Here is a 20,255-nt window from a genome sequence, read left to right on the forward strand (position 1 = left end):
GAACGCGCCCGGTTGACACCCCGCACGCCCCGCGCGCCCCGCGTCCCGCGCCCCGCGGATCACCGGGAAGGAGCGCGGCGTCGTGCTCAGGCGAGGTGCTGCTTCAGGAACGCGATGCTCCGTTCCCACGCGAGCTTCGCGGCCTCGGGGGCGTAGACCTCGGGGCGCGTGTCGTTCGCGAACGCGTGGTCGGCGTCATAGACGTGGAGCTCCATGGATTGGCCGCGGGCGGCGAGCTCCTTCTGGATCGCCTCGGCGGCGGCCGGCGTCGCCCAGCCGTCGCGCGCGGCGAAGTGGGCGAGGATCGGCGCCTTGACGCGCGTGTAATCGGGCGCGGGGCTCGGGACGCCGTAGAAGGGCACCGCGGCCGCGAGCTCGGGGATCGTCGCGGCGGCGGCGAAGCTCAGCGCGCCGCCCATGCAGAACCCGATGACGCCGACCTTGCCGGTCGACCGCTCGTGCGCCGACAGGAAGCGGGCGGCGCCGGCGATCTCCTCGAGGGCGCGCGGCTTGTCGAGCTCGGTCATCAGCCGGTTGGCCTCGGTGGCGTCCTTGGTGGTCTTGCCGTGGTAGAGGTCGGGCGCGAGGGCGATGAACCCGGCGGCGGCGAGCCGGTCGAGCAGCGAGCGGATGTGGTCGTTCACACCCCACCACTCCTGGATCAGGACGACGGCAGGCGACTTGTCCCCCTGCTTCGGCCAGACGATCTCGCCGGTCGCCGAGGACCCGTCCTTCGCGGGGAACGAAACCTTTTCGGACATGCGACTCCTCCCTTTCGAGACGGGGATGGGCTGCGCCGTCCTCGTCCGTGATCGGGGATCGGCTTCCGCCGCCCCCGTCGGCAATCGGGGATCGGCTTCCGCCGTCTCCGTCGGCAATCGGGGATCGGCTTCCGCCGTCCCCTCATGGCGCGGCGCAGGATAACCGCCCCGCACACGTTGCGTAGCGCAAACTGCCTGGCACGCGCTCCACGCCGGGACGCCGGCGATGTAGATTGACGGCGTGGATGCGCTGGCGGGACGATGGAGGCGAGCGGTCTCGTCCTTGAAGGAGCTCCGGCTGCGGGTCGCGTTCCTGCGGAGCGAGGTGCTGCGCGCCGATCTCCCCTCCGTCGCCCGCGCGCTCGACGATCTCTGCCGCGACGCCGAGCAGGCCAACCCCCTCGCGCGCGACGTGCTGGGCGCCGTCGTGCCGGTCCTCGTGGATCCTGCGCTCTCGGAGCGCGTCGAGCAGCTCCGCGAGCTCGCGTCCTCCCATGCCCTGCTGCCGCTCTCGCGCCTCCTGCGCCGCAAGGCGCGGCGGCCCGAGGCGCAGCCGGCCTCGCCGGCGCCCGACGAGCGGCTCGTCGCCACGTCGAGCGCCGGTCGCGCGCTCACGCTCGGCGAGCGGCGCGCGCTGGCCCGGCGGCCGACCCGCGCGGCCTTCGACGCCTTGCTCCGGGACCCGCACCCGCTGGTCATCCGCAACCTGCTCGCCAACCCGCGCTTGACCGAGGATGACGTCGTCCGCCTCGCGGCGCGCCGCCCGGCGAACGCGGAGGTCCTGACGGAGATCGCGAAACACCCCGAGTGGCCGCAGCGCGCGCGGGTGCGCATGGCGATCGTGCAGAACCCGGGCGCGCCGCAGGAGATCGCGGTGCCCATGGTGCGCCTGCTCCTGCGGCCCGAGCTCCTGCGGCTCGCGGCGGCGGCGGACGTGCCCGCGGTCGTCCGGGCCGCGGCGCGGGAGCTGCTCGATCGCCGTCCGCCCGTCCCGCACAAGCCAGGCGGCCCGCTGGCGCAGTGAGGCCGCGCCCTGCGCGGGGTCGGCGGCGTGCGCGCAGGCCGCCGCCGCGGTGTCGCGATCGGAGAGGAGGAGAAGAGAGCAGAGAGGGAGTGAGGGAGAGAGGGAGTTGAAGGAGAGAGGGAGAGAGGTCGTGCAGGGCGCTTTCGTGGATCGGCGCCCGCTGGCGAGGCTACGCGACCTCGGCCCAGCACCGCGCGAGGCGGCGCACGCCCTCGTCCAGGTCCTCGTCGCACGCCACCGAAGAGAAGCAGAGCCGGAGGGCGAATGGGCGCACGGCGCCGTGAGCCCGGAACAGCGAGCCCGGGTCGAAGGCGACGCCGTGCTCGATGGCGGCGGCCAGGAAGAAGGCCTCGTTCGGCTCGGCGTCGGGCTCGACCCAGATCGCGAAGCCGCCGGCGGGCGGGTCGAACCGCCAGCCGGGCAGGTGCTTTCGGAGCGCCCGCTCCATGCGGGCGGCGCGGCGACCGTAGAACTCCCGCAGGCGCACGAGCCGCTGATCGAAGTCCTCTGTGCGGAGGTAGTCTTCCAGGATGGCCTGCGGCAGGCTGGCCGCCTGCTGATCGGCGGATTGCTTCAGCTGGAGGACCTCGGCCCGGAGCGAGCGCGGGGGCACGAGCCAGCCGACGCGGAGGCCGGGGCAGAGCGTCTTCGAGAACGTCCCGACGTGGAACACGCGATCGGGGGCCTCGGCCAGGAGCGGCCGCGGGACGGCGCCGTCAAAGGACAGATCTGCGTAAGCGTCGTCCTCGATGATGGGCCGGAGGGTCGAGAGGACCCTGGCTCGATCGCTGCGCGACAGCGTGCGTCCACGCGGATTGGAGACGGCGGGCATGAGATAATAGGCATCGACGTTGCTGCCGCCGTCGACGACCGTCGCGCCGAGCTCCTGGAACCGATCGAGCGCGCCGGGGGAGCTCTCGCGGTCGACGCCGATCCTGGCGCGCGATCCGCGGACCAGCTGCGCGGCGAGGGACACGGCCTGCTGTGCGCCGCTGGTCACGATGACGTCGTCGCGAGCCACCTGGGCGCCGCGCCGGCGCAGCTGCCCGGCGATCCAGGCGCGGAGGTCCTCGTCGCCCTCGGGCCAGCTACACGGGAGCGCCGCGCAGCTGGGGTTCTGAAGAGCGCGAACGAACGAGGCCGCGAGCTTCGAGCGCGGGAACTCGCCCGGGGCGGGCAGCCCGCCCGCGAAGCTGATGAGGCCAGGTGTGTCCGCGGCGCGCCGCTTCAGGGGGTCGAACCGCTCGAGGCCGTGTCCGAGCCGCGGTCCGCTCCGCGGCGCATCACGCGAGATCGGGGCCTGCACAGGCCGGGTGTGGGACGACGGGGGAGGAGGCGTTGCGCGCGCGGTGGCATCCATAGAGTTCAGGGTCCGAGCGAGGCCATTCAAGGATGGTGCCGCCCGAGCTGCCCGTCTCCAGGTGGAGCGGAAGCGCTCGCGTCCCATGGCGGGACGGAATTCCATGGAAAATTGGTTACATCGCGGCAACCTGGGACGGGCCAGGGCGTGTAACGGCATGTTGCGGGGTGTGGCGTGCGCGCGCGGCGAGCCAGGCCGCCACAGGGCACCGAAGGGCGTGGAGGGGCGCGCGTCCGCACAGGGCGGCAGGCCCTGCGAGCCAGGTCGGGCTGGTCTGGCCGGGCGGGGAATCCGTCCTGAGATCGATCTCCGGAGCTGACCGTACGCCGAGGTCCGGCGAACGTTCGCCCGGGGCGGCTATCGATGCGGAGCTTGCTCCCGCAGGACGTGGAGCTCGTCCTCGCGGCCAGTCAAGGCTCTGTTCCCCAGGCGAGCACGCCGTCGTGGTACACGGTGACCCGCTCAAAAGGCATGAAGGCGGTGTTGGTGCCGAAGGAGTAGTCGTCGGTCTGCGTCATGCGGTCGTAATTGTCGCCGTTGTAGATGCGGATCTGCACATTTCCGGACGTGACGTTCGGGGCGATGCCACCTGCGGCGGCGAGGAAACCGAGCTCGAGATAGTGATCGGCCTTCGTTCCCGATGCCTCGCCGAACGTCCTTGTGACGTTGGCGCATCCACCGATGATCGACGAAAAGTCGCACTCGCTCTTGAGATCCACCTTCGCGACGTCGGCCGTGAACCAGTAGCGAATCGTCAGATCGCTGAGCGCGATGCTCGCATCGTCCGTGTTCTTGACCTGTACCATGAACGACAGATGCTGGGACTCGACGGTGGTGTCCCTCGCAGCATATTGCAGCTCGAGCGCCGGTGTGGTCACGCCGCCGGTGGTCGAGCTCGCGGTGGTGGAGCTCGTGGCGCTACCGCCGCCGGTGCCTGTCGTGCTGCTCGTCGTGGAGCTGGTCGAGCTGCTCGCCGAGGAGCTGGTCGAGCTGCTCGCCGAGGAGCTGGCCGAGCTGCTCGCCGAGGAGCTGGCCGAGGCGCTCGCCGAGGAGCTGGCCGAGGCGCTCGCAGCGTCGTCCCCGCCAGCGCCGCCCAGACCCCCAGCGCCGCCGGCACCATCGGCGCCACCTGAGCCGGACGAGCTGCTCACCGTCGCGCTCGTGACATCGCCCGCAGCGCTGGACGAGCCGCTCGTTGTGGAGCTCGTCGAGCCGCTCGTCGCAGATACGGTGGAGCCAGCGCCGGCTGAGCTGGACGAAGGTGCCCCAGCCGAGCTGGCGGAGGCGCCGCCCCCGCCTCCTGTGTTCTCGCCGTCCAGGCTGGAGCCTTGGGCACATGCCACGAGCGTCAGGAACGAGATGGCACAGAGCGCGGCGGTTCCCTTCGGCCAAGAGCTCGATCGGTTGACTCGGTTGACCCGATTGCCGCGACTGCCCAGCTGCGGCGGCGCTCCTGCCCTCGTCGACACCTTCCCCCTGGAACCCCGGATACGAGCTGCTCCCGAGGTCATCGGGCCGAGCAGCGACGCACACCTTGCCATCGGTCGCATCTTGAACACCCCTGCGACCGCTCGACCAAGTCCGAAGGCCGAACGGAAGGAAGTTGAGGTCAACAGCTTATAGAGAACCGCCTGGCATCAGCAAGAGGCTTGCCATGGGAACTTTCTGTCGATGTCGTAGCTGATGGGGTATTCGTCTACATGCATTTCCCTCAGATCGGGCGGATGAATGCTGGCCATACACTGGACGACGTTTCATGTGTTTTGCGGACACCGCGCCACGCCGCGCCAGCGGGGTCGGTGTGGCGTCCCTGGCGTCGGTCATGTGAAGTGACGGGGCCGCGCTGCGCGTCCTCCAGCGGAGGCGGCGCATGGGCCAGTTGAACTCGGAGTCTTCCATGAACCGCGTTGACCACGGCGCCGGTCTCTCCTCGTCGCCGAACGAGAGCACCGAACCGCAGAACGGGTCGCCCTTGCCCTCTGTGGAGGGCGCGCTCCAGCGAGAGGATCGGTCCGCCCAGCCGTAGTTCACGTCCAGGGGGAAGGGGCATGAAGACCAGGCGCTGCCTGTCGGTGAGCGCGCGAGGGGGTCACGTGGCGCGCGCGGGCTGCGAGGCCTCGAGCCGCGCCTTTTCAGCGAGCAGCAGCTCGGTGAACGCCGCGATGAACATGCGCCTGGCGAGCGATCCGAGCCGCTTGCCGACGAGCGGCAGCGGGATGTCGAAGCGTGATGTCCAGTCGATCTCCGTGCCCTCGCCGCGCGGAGTGAAGCGGAGACGCGAGCCCTGGTGCCGGAGCGGCTGCGTGCTCTCGACGATCTGGTAGTCGAACGAGGACGGCCGCTCGAAGGCCGTGATCTCCTCGACGTAGCGAATCCGCTTCCCGACGCGCACCTCGCGGAGGGCGCCGAGGCCGTTGTGCTCGGTGAGCCCTGGCCGGACGACCTTCGTGTGGGTGCCGTCCCCGGAGCACAGGAAGCGTTCGTGGTCAGCCACCGCGTCGAAAACCCGCTCGACCGGGGCGTGGATGTAGACGTTGACGTGGACCTCTTGCATGCGGCGACCATCGCACGAAGACCTCGCCGAGCGAGGGCGGGGTGGGGGGCGGGTGAGCGGGGAGTTCGCCGGTGGGCTTCAAGATCCGTTCCTGTTGAATGTGGCGGCGTCGCTGAGCTCAACCAGGGGGCGATCGTTGGTCCTCGGTCGGCGGCTCAACCTCGGTCGGCGGCTCAACCTCGGTCGGCGGCTCAACCTCGGTCGGCGGCTCAACCTCGGTCGGCGGCTCAACCTCGGTCGGTCGGCTCAACCTCGGTCGGCGGCTCCGGCGGCTCAACCTCGGTCGGCGGCTCAACCTCGGTCGGCGGCTCAACCTCGGTCGGTCGGCTCAACCTCGGTCGGTCGGCTCAACCTCGGTCGGCGGCTCAACCTCGGTCGGTCGGCTCAACCTCGGTCGGTCGGCTCAACCTCGGTCGGCCGCTCAACCCCGGTGCGGTTGACGGTGCGGTTGGCGCAGCTGGGCGAGCTCAACCATGGTGCGGTTGACTGTGTGAATGTGTGTCAATGTAAGACATGCTTTGCCTTGATGCCTTGCCAACCGAAGGAGGTCCTCATATAAAGTGAGTGAATGCTCACTCACCAATCCGGAGGCGGCCTATGACAGAAGCTGTGGATGCGCTGGTCGTCGGTGGAGGTCCGACGGGCTTGACGATGGCCGGAGAGCTTGTTCGGCGCGGGCTCGCAGTGCGGATCGTGGACAAGGCATTGGAACCGCCGCCGGATCACTCGCGAGCGCTCGTGGTGCAGACGCGGACGATGGAGATCTTCACCAGCATGGGGATCGCAGACGCCGCGATGGCGCGCGCCACGCGCGTCGGAGGGCTCAACGTCCTCCTCTCGAACGGCCAGCGCGCACGCTTGCCGATCTTCGACTTCCCGGAGCTCTCCACGCCCGTTCCAGGCATCTTCGTCATCCAGCAGTTCGACACCGAGCGCGTCCTCGAGTCGCGGCTCTCGGAGCTGGGCGTGACGGTCGAGCGCGGCGCCGAGCTCGCTTCCTATACCCAGGACAGCGCCGGCGTCACATGCACGCTCCGCAGGGTCGACGGGAACACCGAGGTGGTGCGCGCGAAGTGGCTCCTCGGTTGCGACGGCGCGCGCAGCGCCGTCCGCCAGGGCGCAGACATCGCCTTCGAGGGCGACACCTACGACGATCACTGCATGCTCGGCGACCTCGTCATCGACTGGCCACTGCCGGACGGCGACATCTATATCAGCCCTTCGCGCCGGGGCCTCGCAGCGGCCTTCCCCGTGCCCGGAAGCCACCGGTTCCGGATCGTCCTTATCCTGCCCGAAGCGTCGCCGGCGCGCGGCGCGTCGCTCTCGCTCGAGGAGTTCGAAGGCGTGATGCGCTCGATGATCCCCACGCCGTTCAAGATACAGAAAGCGATCGTCCTCTCGCGCTACCGGCTGCACCACCGCGTCGCCACGCGGCTGCGCAAGGGGCGCGTGTTCCTCGCCGGCGACGCGGCGCACATCCACAGCCCGGCCGGCGGGCAGGGGATGAACACCGGAATCCAGGACGCGTACAACCTGGCGTGGAAGCTCGCGGCCGTCGAGCAGGGCAGGATGCCAGCGTGGCTGCTCGACACTTACGAGATGGAGCGGCTGCCCGTCGCGCGCCGGCTGATCGCCTTCACAGACCGCCTCTTCGGGCTCATGGCCGGACACGGTCTCATGGGCCGGGCGCTGCGCATCGTCGCGCCGCGCCTCATGACCCGCGCCATCGGCGTCGCTGCCGTGCAACGCCGGATACTGGGGTTCGTCTCGCAGCTCAAGATCCGATATCGGAAGAGCCCGCTGTCCATCCAGATCGGGCACCCGCCGGAGCGCGGGCCCCGCGCCGGAGATCGCGCGCCGGACGCCTCGCTGCGCAGCGCAGCGGGACGGCAGGTCCACCTGTTCGAGCTGATGCGCGGCGTCGAATCCACGCTGCTGCTCTTCGCCGGTCAACCCCAGGGCAGCGCGAACACCGAGGCGCACGGGCACGTCCGGCGGCTCGCCGCGGAGCTCAGCAGGCCGGACCTCAAGGTGCTGGTCATCAGCGCGCCCGAGGCCGGAGGGTACGCAGATCCGGACGGGCGCGCCCACGCGGCGTACGGCGCCGAGGCGGCAGCCGCCGTCCTCGTCCGGCCGGACGGCTACGTCGGCGTGCGCTGCGATCCGCTCGACGAGCGCGAGCTCAGGCAGGCGCTCGACCGGCTCTTCACCCGCAGGGCCGAGGCCGCCTAGCGCACGCCGACCGCAGCGCGCCCGAGCCGCCGCGCGGCGCTGCTGGACGTCGAGGAGAGAGGACGCTGATGAGCCGACGCCCGCGCCCGCACGACACGTTGACCGAGGCGCAGAAGAAGATCGTCGACGCTGCGGTGGCCGCCTTCGCCGAGCAGGGCTTCCACGGGACCGCGACCAAGGAGATCGCGCGGCGCGCAGGGGTCGCCGAGGCGACGATCTTCAAGTACTTCCCGAGCAAGCGGGACCTCCTCCTGGGCGTCATCGGTCCCGCCGTCGAACGGCTCGTCGGGCCCGCGCTGGCGCGCTCCATGGACCCGCTTTTCGAGGCGACGTACCCGACCTTCGAGGCGTTCTTGCGGGCGCTCCTCGCCGAGCGCATCGCCTTCGTGCGCGCGCACCCGCAGCTGGTGCGCATCCTCGCGCAGGAGCTGCCGTTCGACGCCGAGCTGCGGCTCGGCATCGCCGGCAAGGTCTTCGGGCCGCTCCTCGAGAAGGGGATCACCTTGATCGAGCACTTCCAGCGCGAAGGGCAGATCGTCGGGTGGCCGCCGCCCCTCGTCATCCGCTGCGTCGCCTCGACGTTCGTGGGGTACATCGTCCACCGCGTGTACATCGCCCCCGATGCGGCGTGGGACGACGAGGCGGAGATCGAGCGGGTCATCGCCTTCGTGATCCGCGGCCTTTCGCCTCGCGAGCCCGCGTGACCCCGCGCGTGGGCGTGCGGCCCGCCGGCCGCGCGCAGGCGCGCGGCGGCTCAGCTCGTCGTCAGCAGCGAGCGGAGCTGCGACGGCGACACCTGGTAGTCCTTGCCGCAATAATCGCAGCGGATGTCGAGGACCTTCCCGTCCGTGACCATCTCCTCGATGTCGCTCCGCGGCAGGCTCGCCAGCGTGGCCATCACCCGGAGCTCGCTGCAGCGACAGCTGAAGCTGAGCGGCGAGTCCTCGAGCCGTGAGAACGGCATGCCGTAAAGCAGCTCCCCGAGCAGCACGTCCGCCGAGGCTCCCTCGTGCGCGAGCACGTCGTCGAGGCGCTCGAAGTCCTTGAGCCGCTCGGTCATCACCATGAGCGGACCGCGCTCGACCTCCGGGAGCAGCTGCACGAGGTAGCCGCCGGATGCGCCGACGCCGTCCTCGCCGATCAGCGTCGCCACCGCGATCATCGAGACGACCTGCTCCGATTCCTGCATGTACGTCATCAGGCCCGCGGAGATGCCGCCCTCGGTCGGGATCTCGACGACCCCCTGGTGGAGCATGCCGCTCGGCAGCGTGCGCATGACCTGCAGCAGTGACCCTCCGCCGATCTTCACCGCGCTCTCCGCCGTGGCCCCCTTGCCCAGGTTGACGAGGCCGCGGCTCGTGCCGTCCGGGTGCGAGTCGGCCACCAGGGTCCCGTGACCGGCCGCGCCCTTGACGATCGCCTGGACCCGCAGGTTCGGCGCCATCGCCTCGCGCACGAGGATGGCGCCGGTGATCAGCTCTCCCAGCCGCTGCGCGGTCGCGCCGGTCGCAGATTGCACCGCGACGGCCCCCCGCACGGTCTCGGTGGTCAGCGCCGTGATGACGCGAAAAGCGCCATCCATCGTGATGGCGCGGACGACGGAATCAGAAGGTCGGGGCAAGATGCACTCTCCCGTGGGAAAACATCGTTAGGCCACGGACGGCCGATGGCAACCCGCGCCGCATCGATCGCCGCAGGCGGAGGCGCCCTGCAGGCGTGCGCGCCTCGCATAAAAGCATAGTTATTCCGTTGGCTTGTAGCACAGGCGCCCCCTCCTGCGCGGCGCGGGGGGGCGCCGCCCGGGGGGAGAGCTCAGCTGCGTCGGCGGCGCCGGTGCAGCACGGCGGCGCAGGCGCCGGCCGCGAGCAAGGCCCACGGCGCCGAGCGGCTGCCGTCGCCCTCCGCGCCCACCGTGCAGGCGCAGCCGCCGCCTTGCACCACGACGCCCTCACCGGGGAGCGGTGTGGTGCACGGGCCGATCGTGTTGTCGGGGTTGCGGCAACCCGGGACGCACTCCTTCGTCTCCTCGTCGCACACCATCCCAGCGCCGCAAGCGCTGTCCTGCTCGCACTCCGCGGGCTGATCGTCCGCGGGGTTGTTCGGATCGCGCTCGCCCTCGTCGACCACCCCGTCGTGGTCCGCGTCCTCCTCGCCGTCGCTCGCTCCGCCGCCATCGGTGTCGGCCTGCGTCGGCGAGGTCGTCGTCTCCCCGTCGTCGCCGTCCGGCACGCAGGTGGCCGCGTCGGCGTCGGTGTCCTCGTGCGAGCAGCCCTTGCCCAGCTCGGTCCCATCGAGGAGCCCGTCCCCGTCGCTGTCGGGATCGAGCGCGTTGATCTTCCCGTCCTCGTCCGTGTCGACGCCAGGCTCGACCTCCTCGCCGTCGAGCGCGCCGTCGTTGTCGCTGTCGGCGTCGTCCGGATCGGTGCCGAGCGCCGTCTCCTCGCTGTTCGAGAGGCCGTCGCCGTCGCGATCGCCGAGATCGTCCCCGGCGTCGTTCGGATCGGTCTCTCCCTCGTCGACCTTGCCGTCGTGGTTCAGGTCCTCATCGCCGTCGCTCTGGCCGCCGCGGTCCGTGTCGGGATTCACCACGCTCGTCGTGGTGGTCCCGCCGTCGGCGTCGGGCGTGCAGCTCTCGGCGGCGGCATCGGTGTCCGCGTCCGCGCAGTCCTTCCCCGCCTCGGTGCCGTCGAAGAGCCCGTCGCCGTCACTGTCCGCGTCCAGGACGTCGGGCAGGTCGTCGCCGTCGCCGTCGTCGCTGGGGTTCGGCTCCTCGCCGTCGAGCAGGCCGTCGTTGTCGGTGTCGCGATCTTCCGGATCCGAACCGAGGAACACCTCGAGATCGTCGCTCAGCCCGTCGGCGTCTCCGTCGGCGTTCTGGCTGTCGTCGGCGCCATGGCCGGCGGTCGGCTCCGTCTCGCCGGCCTCGAGCGCGCCGTTCAGGTTGGCGTCCTCCGAGCCGTCGGTCGCGCCGCCCCGGTCGCTGTCACGGCTCAGCGCCGACGTCATCGTGGCCCCGCTGTCCCCGTCCGCCGTGCAGTGCTCGGCGTCCGCGTCGGTGCCGGGGCCGTCGCAGGCGAGGCCGAGCTCGGTCCCGTCGTAGAGGCCGTCGTCGTCGCTGTCCACGTCGAGGGGGTGGATGAGCCCGTCGCCGTCCGCGTCGTCCGCCGGGTTCGGCTCCTGCCCGTCCTGCACGCCGTCGTCGTCGGAGTCCGCGTCGTCCGGGTCCGTGCCCAGCGTCTCCTCGAGGTCGTCGCTCAGCCCGTCCTCGTCCCCGTCGTCGTTGTCGCCGTCGTCGTCGCCGCGCCCGCGGGTCGGTTCGGTCTCGCCGTTGTCCGCGACGCCGTTCAGGTTGGCGTCCTCGGAGCCGTCGCGCGTGCCGCCGTCGTCCGTGTCCGCGTCGAGCGGCGACGTCTTCGTGGCGCCGGCGTCCTCGTCCGGGGCGCAGCGCCGCGACGGCGCGGTGCCAGGGCCGTCGCAGCCCAGGCCGAGCTCGGTCCCGTCGAAGAGGCCGTCGTTGTCGCTGTCGACGTCGAGCGCGTTGAGGAGCCCATCGCCGTCCGTATCGTCCGCCGGGTTCGGCTCGATCCCGTCGCGGACGCCGTCTCCGTCGGTGTCGGCGTCGTTCGGGTTCGTGCCGAGCGAGACCTCGAGATCATCGCTCAGCCCGTCGTCGTCGGCGTCCGTGTTCTGCGGATCGTCGTCTCCATGACCGGAACGGGGGTCGGTCTCGCCCGCGTCGAGCACGCCGTTCAGGTTGACGTCCTCGGAGCCGTCGCTCGCGCCGCCGCGATCCGTGTCGGCCTCGAGCGGCGACGTCCTCGTGGCGCCCGCGTCGCCGTCGGCAGCGCAGTTGCCCGCCGTCGCGTCGGTGCCCGGGCCGTCGCAGCCGAGCCCGAGCTCGGTCCCGTCGAAGAGGCCGTCGTTGTCGCTGTCGACGTCGAGCGGGTTGATCAGCCCGTCGCCGTCGTTGTCGTCCGTCGGGTTCGGCTCGTCGCCGTCGCGCACGCCGTCGTCGTCGCTGTCGGCGTCGTTCGGATCGGTGCCGAGCGTCGCCTCGAGATCGTCGCCGAGCCCGTCGTTGTCGGCGTCGGCGCGCTGGTCGTCGGCGCCGTGCCCGGCCGCCGGGTCGCTCTCGCCCGCGTCGAGCACGCCGTTCAGGTTGGCGTCCTCCGAGCCGTCGAGCACGCCGCCGTTGTCGGTGTCCGCGTCGAGCGGGTCGGTCGTCGTCGCCCCGGCGTCGCCGTCGGGCACGCAGTGCCCCGCCAGCGCGTCCGTCCCCGGACCATCGCAGTCCGTCGAGCCGATCTCCGTCGCGTCGTACAGCCCGTCGTCGTCGCTGTCGACGTCCCGCGCGTTGACGAGGCCATCGCCGTCGGTGTCGCGATCCCAGAGCTGCTCGTCGCCGTCGCTCACGCCGTCGTCGTCCGTGTCGGCGTCGTTCGGGTCCGTGCCAGCGAAGTTCTCGTCGCCGTCGCTCAGCCCGTCGCCGTCGCTGTCGACGAGGATCTCCGTGGGCGGCGTGCCCGGCTCCGCGCCGTTGCCGTCCGTCGGGTAGTCCTGGGCAGCGCCTCCCTCGGGGCTCTGCCCGGTGATGATGGCCTGGTTCGCGATCTCGCCGTCCGTGCCCGGATCGATGGTCACGCGGAACCGCACCGTCGTGGTCTCGCTGACGCCGAGCGACCCGCCCTGGGCCGCGTCGGCGCCGTCGCCGAGCCGGACGCGGATCGCCCGCGAGCCGGCGACGTACTCGCCCTCGTCGTCGCCGGGCGCGTCGGTCACGCCGCCCATGTTCGGGCCCGAGGCGATCTCGAGCGAGCCCGGCACGAAGGTGACCCCGGCGGGCAGCGGGTCGTTCAGCACGACCGCCGCGGCGTTGTCGTCCCCGGTGTTGGTGACGAGGATCGTGTATTCGAGCGTGTCGCCAGGCGTGACGCCGCCGCCGTTGAGATCGAGGACCGACTTGGTCGACGTGGAGAGATCCGGGAGGCGCGTCGGCACCGACGTGATGAGGCCGCCGAGCAGGTAGCTGTCGGCGCCGTCGACGGCCGCCCCGACCTCGGCCTCCGTGTCGCCGGCCATGAGCAGGTTGGCCGGCACCTGCGTCACGTCGATGTCGATGCCGCTCATGCTCAGCGGCCCGCCGGTGAGCCTCGGCAGATCGCCCGCCGAGGACATCGGCGCGCCGAGGAACGAACGGGAGCTGTTGAAGAAGTTGTTCGCCGGGTTCTGTGCGTCGAACAGCGCGGTCCCGTTCCACTCGAGCGCGTCGCCGGTCGAGCTGTCGCCGTCGTACCCGATGACGCCGAGCTTCGCCTGGCCCCCGCCCGAGGGGACGACGAACCCCGAGATCCTCCAGCCGACCGTCGCGCCGTCGATCACCTGATCCAGCCCGTCGAAGACGGCGAGGTTCCGCGCGGGCGCGGTCGTCAGCTCGTAGAGCACGACCATCCACCAGCCGGCGAACGCGATCTGCTGGCTCACGCTGTCCAGATCGGTCCCGTTGGAGATCCCGCTCAGGCGATACGCCCCCGCGCCGCGCGTCTGCACGATCGACGTGACGTTGGCGACCGTCTGGGCGTGGGCGAGGCCCAAGATCTCCGTCTGGCCCGAGTTCGTACCGGTCACGCTGGAAGAGAAGCCGCCAGGCCGATCCAGGGTCACGGTGAGATCGGCCGAGGTGCCGCTGTCGCGGCTCACCGTCCAGTAGAGGTACGCGTGGGTCACCCGAGCGCCCGCGGGGAGGCTGAGGACCGCGGTGCTGCGGGCAGCCGCGGGGTCGACGCTGTTGTTTGCCTCGGCCTGGCCGGCGAGGGGGCTGTCGCCCCGCCAGTAGATATCGGGCGCGGAGTCCCCCAGCGTCGCGGTCGTGCCGCACGTCCCGACCGTGCCCACCAGCGGCGCGGGCGTGGACGACGCGCAGTCGTGCGCGAGCGTGTTGCCGATAAGGACGAAATCACCCCGCTGCGCCACCTGGACCCGCCGCACTGGAGCCGCGCTCGCGGTCCCGGAGAGCGCCCCGAGCAGCGCGGCGCTTGTGAGCCCCGTGAATGCCAATCGCTTTGCCATCGACGCCTCCAGCCTAGGGCTGCTTCTTTTCCTTCTCGATGATGTTGAACTGGACGCGCCGGTTCTTCTGGCGACCCGCCTCGGTCTTGTTCTCCGCGATCGGGACGTCGGGGCCGTAGCCCTTCGCCTGCAGGCGCTGGGCCGCGATGCCGCGCTCGACGAGCGCCTTCAGCACCGACTCCGCGCGGGCCTGGCTCAGCTTCGTGTTGAACTGGCGCGTGCCGCGGTCGTCCGTGTGGCCCTGGACCTCGATCTTGAGGATCTCCGGGTGGTCCTTGAGCACGCCGGCGACCTCGTCGAGCAGCTCGTTGCTCACCGGACGGATGGTCGCCTTGCCGGTGTCGAACTGCACCTGCTGCAGGATGACGATCTCGGTCTCGGTCACCCGGACCGCGACCGGGCACCCGTTCTGCGTCGGATCTTCGTTCGGCTTGCCCTTCTCGTTCGGGCAGGCGTCCTTGTCGTCGCGGATGCCGTCGCCGTCGGTGTCGCCCGGGCAGCCGTTCGTGGCCGGGTCGGTCGTGGTGAGGCCGGGCAGATCCGGGCAGGCGTCCGACGCGTCGGGGACCTTGTCGCCGTCGCGATCGGGCGGCGGCGGGCACCCGTGCTGCTTCGGGTCGTCGTTCGCCGGGCCGGCCTGCTCCGGGCAGGCGTCGACGTCGTCCGTGATGCCGTCCTTGTCGCGGTCCCCTGGCGGCGGGCAGCCGTTCTTCTTCGGGTCCGGCGAGGCGACGCCGGCCACGGCGGGGCAGGCGTCGACCGCGTCGAGGATGCCGTCGTGGTCCGCGTCCTTGGGCGGCGGACAGCCGTTCTTCGTGCGATCCGGGCTGCGGACGCCCGCGGTGTGCGGGCACGCGTCGTCCACGTCGGCGATGCCGTCGGCGTCCTGGTCCTGCACGGGCGGCTTCACCTCGGGCGAGTAGGCGACCATGGCCACCGCGCGGAACGAGGGGGTGCCGACGCCGGGGGTGAGGCCAGGGCCCACGCCGAGCCCGGCCTCGAAGTCGTCCGCGAAGCGGTAGCGCCCGCCGAGCAGGGCTTCCAGGTTGGTCGTGCGCTGCTGGACGTCGGTGACCGTGACCGCGCCGGTGATCTCAGGGCCGATCTGCAGGCGTCGCTCGTCGTCGAGCAGCAGCCCGACGCCGGCGCCCCAGTGCACCGTCATCCCCTGCTCGACGTTGGCGAACTGCCTCGTGGACCGGAACTCCGGCCCCGCGGCGAGCGACCACACCGCGCGATCCAGGTGGCCGCCGAGGATGAGCTGCGGACCGCCGCGCACGCTGCCGTCGCCCGAATACGCCTCGGGGTCGCCGGTCGGCAGCCACACGTAGCCGCCGAGCGCGATCTGGAACGGATCGAAGTAGCCGCCGAGGAGCGTCGCGCGCGCGCCGAGCCGGAGATCCCCGAGGGCGCTGCTGGTCGGCGGCGGCAGCAAGGCGCCGGAGGCGGCGCCGCCGTCGCCCGACTGGAGCGCGATGGGCAGATCGATGTTCACCGTGAGGCGCTCCCACAGAGAGAGCGAGGCGCTCAGGTGGAGCAGGAGCTGGCTGCCGACGACCTTGCCGTCGCCGAACTCCTCGTTCCCCGACAACCGCCGCAACACGAGCGGATCCTGGGCGTAATCGCCGAGGAGCATGATGTGGGGTGCGGTGCTTCCTGCCGTGTAGGCGGACTGGACTCCGAACATCCTGTCGCCGGCGGGTGCAGGCTGGAACCTGTCGAGCGCGAAGCCTTCGGGTCTCGCGGGTTCCTGCGCCTCGGCGTGAGCCGCTGCGCCGAGCAGGCACAGCGCCGCCGCGAGCGCGGCCGTCGGATGAGTCCCCTGTGTACGAGCCGGCATGAACGAGGTCGCCTCCTTGCGCGAAGGAACAGCAAGCACCAGGAGTATCGACCGAAACGGCGGCGGCGTTCAACGTTTCACGAGGTTTTTGGGCGCGCGCCGGCCGATCGGGCCAGCTCGGGCGCGGCGCCATGCGGCGCGCGGGGGTCGTGGCGTCCCTGCGCGGGATCACGGCGCGGCTCGAGCCGGCGTCCGGAGTTTCCTGCGCGGAAGGTCAGGCCCGATGGCGTCGTGAGTCGGCGGTGTGTCACGTCGCACGGCAGGGTTGCTACCGGAGAGCGGCAGCGGTAAAGCGGCGGCCTGACCCCGCGGCACGCACTGCTTGCGGTACTCGTTTAGGAGGCACCATGTCCCGCGAACCCAAGAGTTTCGACAACCTCCTCGGCGGCAACGCCAAGGGCCTGAGCGACCTGCAGCTCAAGGCGCACTTCACGCTGTACCAGGGCTACGTGAAGAAGCTCAACGAGATCTGGGAGCAGCTTGGCAAGGCCGACCGCAGCGCGCCGAACTACTCGTACAACGCGTACAGCGAGCTGAAGCGTCGCGAGCCTGTCGCCTTCAACGGCACGGTGCTCCACGAGCTGTACTTCGAGAACATCGGCAACGGCTCGACGCAGCCGAGCGCCCAGTCGAAGAAGCTCATCGAGGCGTCGTTCGGCAGCTTCGACGCCTGGCTGGCCGACGCGAAGGCGTCGCTCCTGAGCGCGCACGGCTGGACGGTGCTCGTGTACGACTACCAGGAGCAGAAGCTCTTCAATAACCTCGTCCGGACCGAGCACGATGTCGGTCTGTTCGCGAACACGCATATCATGGTCGCCATCGACGCCTGGGAGCACGCGTACTTTGCGGACTACCAGACCAAGAAGGCGGACTATGTGGCCAACGTGCTCTCGGGCCTGAACTGGGATGTGATCAACGCGCGCCTCGCGCAGATCGGGCCGCACGCTCAGCAGGGGTGATCCTGTCGTTACCCGGCGGGGGCACCCGTCCCCGCCGGCTCACCGGCGAGTTCGGCGCTCCCGTGCCACGCGGCGACCACCTTCTCCTCGGGCCGGACTTCCCGCAGACGCGGCTTTCCAGATCATGCCTCGCCCCCAGTGCCCCGTCCGCGTTCGTCCTGTAGACTGGGCGCGGCGATGAGCAAGGCCGAGTCGAGCACCCGCGCCGCCGGGGAAGAGAGCCTCATCTACGTGCGCCGGATCCACCGGCGCGACCTGAACCGGGTCTGGGAATTCCTCAAGAAGGTGTTCCGCGACGTGAACCGGGAGACGGTCGAATACCAGCGGCCTCGCTCGAAGAAGCGGTTCCTCGAGGTTTACGAAGAAGAAGGGGTCGAGCAGCTCCTCTTCGAGGTCCGGGCGGCGCCTGGTCAGGAGATCGTAGGCTACGCGGAGTGCGCCTTCGAGATCACCGGGACCGATAACTGGATGAACGAGCGCTACTTCACGAAGCACGACATGCGCCCGCTCTTCGTCGAGGAGCTCGCGGTCCACCCCGACTACCAGGGCCGCGGCGTCGGCGCCTTCATGCTCGAGCAGCTCGAGCACCTCGCGCGCATCCACGGCTGCACCCACCTCGTGCTGGAGGTGGCCGAGAACAACGACGGCGCCCTCAAGTTCTACCGGAAGCGCAGCTTCTACCGGCTCGACGCCGCGATCTTCATGGCGAAGAAGGTCGCTGTCGACGCGGAGCTCCTGCCGCCTCGGGCGCTCAAGAAGCCCCGCAGCCCGGAGGCGCTCGGCGCGCCCGCGAAGCCGAAGCGAGCGCCGCGGCGGACGCTGAAGGCGCGCGGCGGCGAGAAGAGGTCGAGCGCCCCGCCGCCGGCGTCGCGCCCGTCGGGCCCCGCGACGGACGAGGAGATCGAGCCGCTCGAAGAGGCGGAGAACGACGGCGGCGGCGACCCGCCGTGAGCCCGCTCGCGACGAGGCGCCCCCGCCACGGCGGGTGAGGGCGGGGTCAGACCGTGCCGTGCTGGCGCAGGGTTGCCGGCAAGGACAGCGCGTGATCGATGCAGGCGCGGATGTCGTCGAAGTTCGACAGGCCGTACCAGAACACCGTCCAGCTCTCGTTGCGGTAGCTGCCCTCGGCCTGCTGGAAATACCAGGGGTTGATCTCGTTGCCGTTCCGGGCGCGCCAGAACAGCTTCGGGTTCTCGCTCTTCATCCGCGTCCAGAGCGAGCCGCCGATCCCCACGCCCTGCGCCTCCGAGGTCACCGCGAACTTGTCGAGGTACGGAGTGAGCGGGGCCCTCCCGCGCGGGTCGAGCGTGAGGATCGCCGTCGCCCGGTAGGAGTCGGACAGGTAGATGCGATAGAAAGGCTTCTTGTCGAAGTAGTGCTCGTCGAGCTTCCGCTCGAAGCACGCCTCGAGCAGATCGCGAAGCCGGCCGCGGTCGATGCCGTCCAGCGTGTCGTGCCGGAGGATCCGCTCGCCGCGGCGGACGAGCGTGCCAGAGCCCGTGTGCGTGAAGAGCTCCTTCGCCAGGTGATCCGGCGACGTGATCGAGACCGACGAGGTCGCCGGCAGCCCGTCGAGCAGGAGCTTGATCTCCTGCAGCTTGAGGCGCATGCCGCCGTTCAGCGAGGGCTGGGCCATGAGGCCCGCGAAGTCCTCCTCGAGGTTGATGGCCGAGATGATGCGCCCGTGCTCGTCGAGGAGGCCACCCGTGCTCGTGAGGAAGATCATCTTGAACGGCTGCGTCGCGAGCGCGAGCTCGCGCGCGGCGACGTCGGCGTTGATGTTGAGGATCTGCCCGCCCGGCGTCTCCCCGAGGCAGGCCAGGATCGGCAGGTGCCCGGCGCGGAGGCTGGACCTCACCGCGTCGACATGGACGCGCTCCACCTTGCCCACCAGCCCGAGGCGCGGCTCGTCGAGCAGCGACGCCTCGAAGACGCCCGCCGTGATCGGCCGCGTGCGCGTGCCCATCTCCTCGAGCGCCTCGACGAGCCGCAGGTTCTCGCGGAGGAAGACGCGGCGGGCGATCTCCAGGATGCGGGGCGTCGTGACGCGCAGGCCATTGACCCGCTCCGTCGGGATGCCCGCCTGGGCGAGCGCCCGATCGAGCTGCGGCCCGGCGCCATGGATGACGACGGGATACAGCCCGACCTGGTTGAGGAACACGAGCGAGGTCGCGAGCGCCTCGAGGTCCTCGTCGAGGATGGCGCCGCCGACCTTGATGATCGCAAACTTCTGCTGATCGACGGCCGCGTACTGCTTCAGGTACTGCTCGACCTCCTTGCGGCTGCCGAGGTTCCTGAGCAGGCGGACGATGACGTCTTGCGTCGAACCCATCGTTGTCACCACCCGTTGGCCAGCACGTCCATCACGGCCTTCTGAACATGCAGCCGATTCTCTGCCTCGTCGATGACCATCGATGCTGGCGAGTCGATCACCGCGTCCGTGACCTTGACGTTGCGCCGGACCGGCAGGCAGTGGGAGAAGAGCCCCCCCGCGGTGAGCGCCATCTTCTGCTCATCGACGATGAAGTGCTTGTTCTTGTCGCGGATGGGCTTCTCCTGCTCCCAGCGCCCGAAGTAGGGAATCGCGCCCCAGCTCTTCGCGTACACGACGTGGGCGCCCTCGTAGGCGGACTTGATGTCGTAGGTGATCGAGAGCTTCTGCCCGTTGCCTTCGGCGCTCTTCCTGGCGGCGTCGAGGTAGCGCTCGTCGAGGTGGTACTCCTCGCTGGGGCAGAGGAGGGTCACGTCCATGCCGAGCTTGGACGCGATGAGAACGGCCGAGTTGGCGACCGCGGTGTTGAGCGGGCGCGGGTGATACGTCCAGGTGAGGACGAACTTCTTGCCGTCGAGGCGGCCGAGGCGCTCCTTCATGGCGAGCGCGAGCGCGAGCTCCTGGCAGGGGTGGGTGATGGTCTCCAGGTTGACGACCGGCACGGTGGCGTGGCGGGCGAAGCCCTGGAGCACCTTGTCCTGGCGATCGTCCTCCCAGCGCTGGAATTTGGGGAACGCGCGCACGCCGATGAGGTCGGCGTAGCGGGAGAGCACGCGAGCGACCTCCTGGATGTGCTCCTCCGGCTCGCCATCCATCGCGATGCCTTCCTCGAACTCGATGGGCCAGGCGCTCCGGCCAGGCTCGAGCACGACGGCGTGGCCGCCGAGCTCCCGGATGCCGACGTCGAAGGAGGTGCGCGTCCGCAGCGATGGGTTGAAGAAGACGAGCGCGATGGTGCGGTCCTTGAGGCGCGGCTCGATAGGCCGCCGCTTGAAGCGCTGCGCGCGCTCGAGGAGGCCCTCGATCTCTGCGCGGGTGTAGTCCATCGTGGTCAGGAAGTGCCGCATCGGATGCCTCCTCGTTTGAACGTCGCGGAGCGGGCACTCGCATTGGAGCAAGCCTGGCGGTGATGTCAACGCTGCTCGCGCCGCGCCGCGCCGCGCGCGCGGGCGAGTCAAGGGGGCGGC

Annotated in this window: 15 protein-coding genes; 6 read left to right on the forward strand and 9 right to left on the reverse strand. The window is 70.6% G+C overall.

All coding sequences use genetic code 11. The features are described 5' to 3' along the window. Window positions 1–86: 86 nt before the first annotated feature. Complete coding sequence (locus tag WME73_RS00350) at window positions 87–761, reverse strand: dienelactone hydrolase family protein (protein ID WP_437859109.1); 675 nt, start codon at window positions 759–761, stop codon at window positions 87–89. Between the two features lie 241 nt (window positions 762–1,002). Between WME73_RS00350 and WME73_RS00355 the strand changes: the two genes are divergently transcribed. Further along, window positions 1,003–1,785, forward strand: coding sequence for a hypothetical protein (locus tag WME73_RS00355; protein WP_157906337.1), 783 nt, complete (start codon window positions 1,003–1,005; stop codon window positions 1,783–1,785). A gap of 169 nt (window positions 1,786–1,954) precedes the next feature. On the opposite strand, the gene WME73_RS00360 is transcribed toward WME73_RS00355, so the two are convergent. After that, window positions 1,955–3,091 carry a PLP-dependent aminotransferase family protein gene (locus tag WME73_RS00360; protein WP_437914383.1) on the reverse strand — a complete coding sequence of 379 codons (1,137 nt, stop codon included), beginning with the start codon at window positions 3,089–3,091 and terminating at the stop codon, window positions 1,955–1,957. A gap of 464 nt (window positions 3,092–3,555) precedes the next feature. Continuing rightward, on the reverse strand, window positions 3,556–3,951 hold the full coding sequence (locus WME73_RS00365) for a cellulose binding domain-containing protein (protein WP_437743576.1): 396 nt from the start codon (window positions 3,949–3,951) through the stop codon (window positions 3,556–3,558). On the opposite strand from WME73_RS00365, the gene WME73_RS00370 reads away from it, so the two are divergent. Then, window positions 3,950–4,768, forward strand: coding sequence for a hypothetical protein (locus WME73_RS00370; RefSeq protein ID WP_437914384.1), 819 nt, complete (start codon window positions 3,950–3,952; stop codon window positions 4,766–4,768). The two genes, WME73_RS00365 and WME73_RS00370, sit on opposite strands and share 2 nt — an antisense overlap. A 466-nt stretch (window positions 4,769–5,234) precedes the next feature. Here the strand turns inward: WME73_RS00370 and WME73_RS00375 are convergent, their stop codons facing one another. Then, window positions 5,235–5,699: an SRPBCC family protein gene (locus WME73_RS00375; protein WP_437743578.1), complete on the reverse strand. Its 465-nt coding sequence runs from the start codon at window positions 5,697–5,699 to the stop codon at window positions 5,235–5,237. 597 nt (window positions 5,700–6,296) lie between these two features. Between WME73_RS00375 and WME73_RS00380 the strand changes: the two genes are divergently transcribed. Together WME73_RS00380 and WME73_RS00385 are read left to right on the forward strand one after the other, a co-directional pair. Then, window positions 6,297–7,931: an FAD-dependent monooxygenase gene (locus WME73_RS00380; protein ID WP_437914385.1), complete on the forward strand. Its 1,635-nt coding sequence runs from the start codon at window positions 6,297–6,299 to the stop codon at window positions 7,929–7,931. 68 nt (window positions 7,932–7,999) lie between these two features. Next, window positions 8,000–8,635, forward strand: a complete 636-nt coding sequence (locus tag WME73_RS00385) for a TetR/AcrR family transcriptional regulator (RefSeq protein WP_437914386.1) — start codon at window positions 8,000–8,002, stop codon at window positions 8,633–8,635. Between the two features lie 50 nt (window positions 8,636–8,685). Here WME73_RS00385 and WME73_RS00390 read toward each other — a convergent pair whose 3' ends face one another. The 3 genes from WME73_RS00390 to WME73_RS00400 form a co-directional block, all read right to left on the reverse strand. After that, window positions 8,686–9,552: an Hsp33 family molecular chaperone HslO gene (locus WME73_RS00390; protein ID WP_437743581.1), complete on the reverse strand. Its 867-nt coding sequence runs from the start codon at window positions 9,550–9,552 to the stop codon at window positions 8,686–8,688. Between the two features lie 191 nt (window positions 9,553–9,743). After that, window positions 9,744–13,997, reverse strand: a complete 4,254-nt coding sequence (locus WME73_RS00395; protein ID WP_437914387.1) for a hypothetical protein — start codon at window positions 13,995–13,997, stop codon at window positions 9,744–9,746. 13 nt (window positions 13,998–14,010) lie between these two features. After that, window positions 14,011–15,837 carry an OmpA family protein gene (locus tag WME73_RS00400; RefSeq protein WP_437914388.1) on the reverse strand — a complete coding sequence of 609 codons (1,827 nt, stop codon included), beginning with the start codon at window positions 15,835–15,837 and terminating at the stop codon, window positions 14,011–14,013. Window positions 15,838–16,184: 347 nt separating this feature from the next. On the opposite strand from WME73_RS00400, the gene WME73_RS00405 reads away from it, so the two are divergent. Beyond that, on the forward strand, window positions 16,185–16,796 hold the full coding sequence (locus tag WME73_RS00405; protein ID WP_012232705.1) for a superoxide dismutase: 612 nt from the start codon (window positions 16,185–16,187) through the stop codon (window positions 16,794–16,796). A gap of 177 nt (window positions 16,797–16,973) precedes the next feature. After that, a complete protein-coding gene (locus tag WME73_RS00410; RefSeq protein ID WP_437914389.1) occupies window positions 16,974–17,747 on the forward strand; it encodes a GNAT family N-acetyltransferase in 774 nt (257 codons plus the stop codon). A 46-nt stretch (window positions 17,748–17,793) separates the two neighbouring features. Here the strand turns inward: WME73_RS00410 and WME73_RS00415 are convergent, their stop codons facing one another. Further along, window positions 17,794–19,128 (reverse strand): acetylglutamate kinase, encoded by a 1,335-nt coding sequence (locus WME73_RS00415; protein WP_437743585.1) that lies wholly within the window; start codon window positions 19,126–19,128, stop codon window positions 17,794–17,796. A 5-nt stretch (window positions 19,129–19,133) separates the two neighbouring features. After that, on the reverse strand, window positions 19,134–20,135 hold the full coding sequence (locus WME73_RS00420; protein WP_437743586.1) for an N-acetylornithine carbamoyltransferase: 1,002 nt from the start codon (window positions 20,133–20,135) through the stop codon (window positions 19,134–19,136). Window positions 20,136–20,255 lie beyond the last annotated feature (120 nt).

This window comes from Sorangium sp. So ce302, assembly GCF_051530145.1.
In the GTDB taxonomy this organism is placed as follows: domain Bacteria; phylum Myxococcota_A; class Polyangia; order Polyangiales; family Polyangiaceae; genus Sorangium; species Sorangium cellulosum_B.

Bases quoted from the DNA above. Each gene is read 5' to 3' on its own strand.
- WME73_RS00350 (WP_437859109.1), bottom strand. From the start codon at position 761: ATGTCCGAAAAGGTTTCGTTCCCCGCGAAGGACGGGTCCTCGGCGACC.
- WME73_RS00370 (WP_437914384.1), top strand. From the start codon at position 3,950: ATGAACGACAGATGCTGGGACTCGACGGTGGTGTCCCTCGCAGCATAT.
- WME73_RS00365 (WP_437743576.1), bottom strand. From the start codon at position 3,951: ATGGTACAGGTCAAGAACACGGACGATGCGAGCATCGCGCTCAGCGAT.
- WME73_RS00375 (WP_437743578.1), bottom strand. From the start codon at position 5,699: ATGCAAGAGGTCCACGTCAACGTCTACATCCACGCCCCGGTCGAGCGG.
- WME73_RS00380 (WP_437914385.1), top strand. From the start codon at position 6,297: ATGACAGAAGCTGTGGATGCGCTGGTCGTCGGTGGAGGTCCGACGGGC.
- WME73_RS00385 (WP_437914386.1), top strand. From the start codon at position 8,000: ATGAGCCGACGCCCGCGCCCGCACGACACGTTGACCGAGGCGCAGAAG.
- WME73_RS00395 (WP_437914387.1), bottom strand. From the start codon at position 13,997: ATGGCAAAGCGATTGGCATTCACGGGGCTCACAAGCGCCGCGCTGCTC.
- WME73_RS00400 (WP_437914388.1), bottom strand. From the start codon at position 15,837: ATGCCGGCTCGTACACAGGGGACTCATCCGACGGCCGCGCTCGCGGCG.
- WME73_RS00405 (WP_012232705.1), top strand. From the start codon at position 16,185: ATGTCCCGCGAACCCAAGAGTTTCGACAACCTCCTCGGCGGCAACGCC.
- WME73_RS00410 (WP_437914389.1), top strand. From the start codon at position 16,974: ATGAGCAAGGCCGAGTCGAGCACCCGCGCCGCCGGGGAAGAGAGCCTC.
- WME73_RS00415 (WP_437743585.1), bottom strand. From the start codon at position 19,128: ATGGGTTCGACGCAAGACGTCATCGTCCGCCTGCTCAGGAACCTCGGC.
- WME73_RS00420 (WP_437743586.1), bottom strand. From the start codon at position 20,135: ATGCGGCACTTCCTGACCACGATGGACTACACCCGCGCAGAGATCGAG.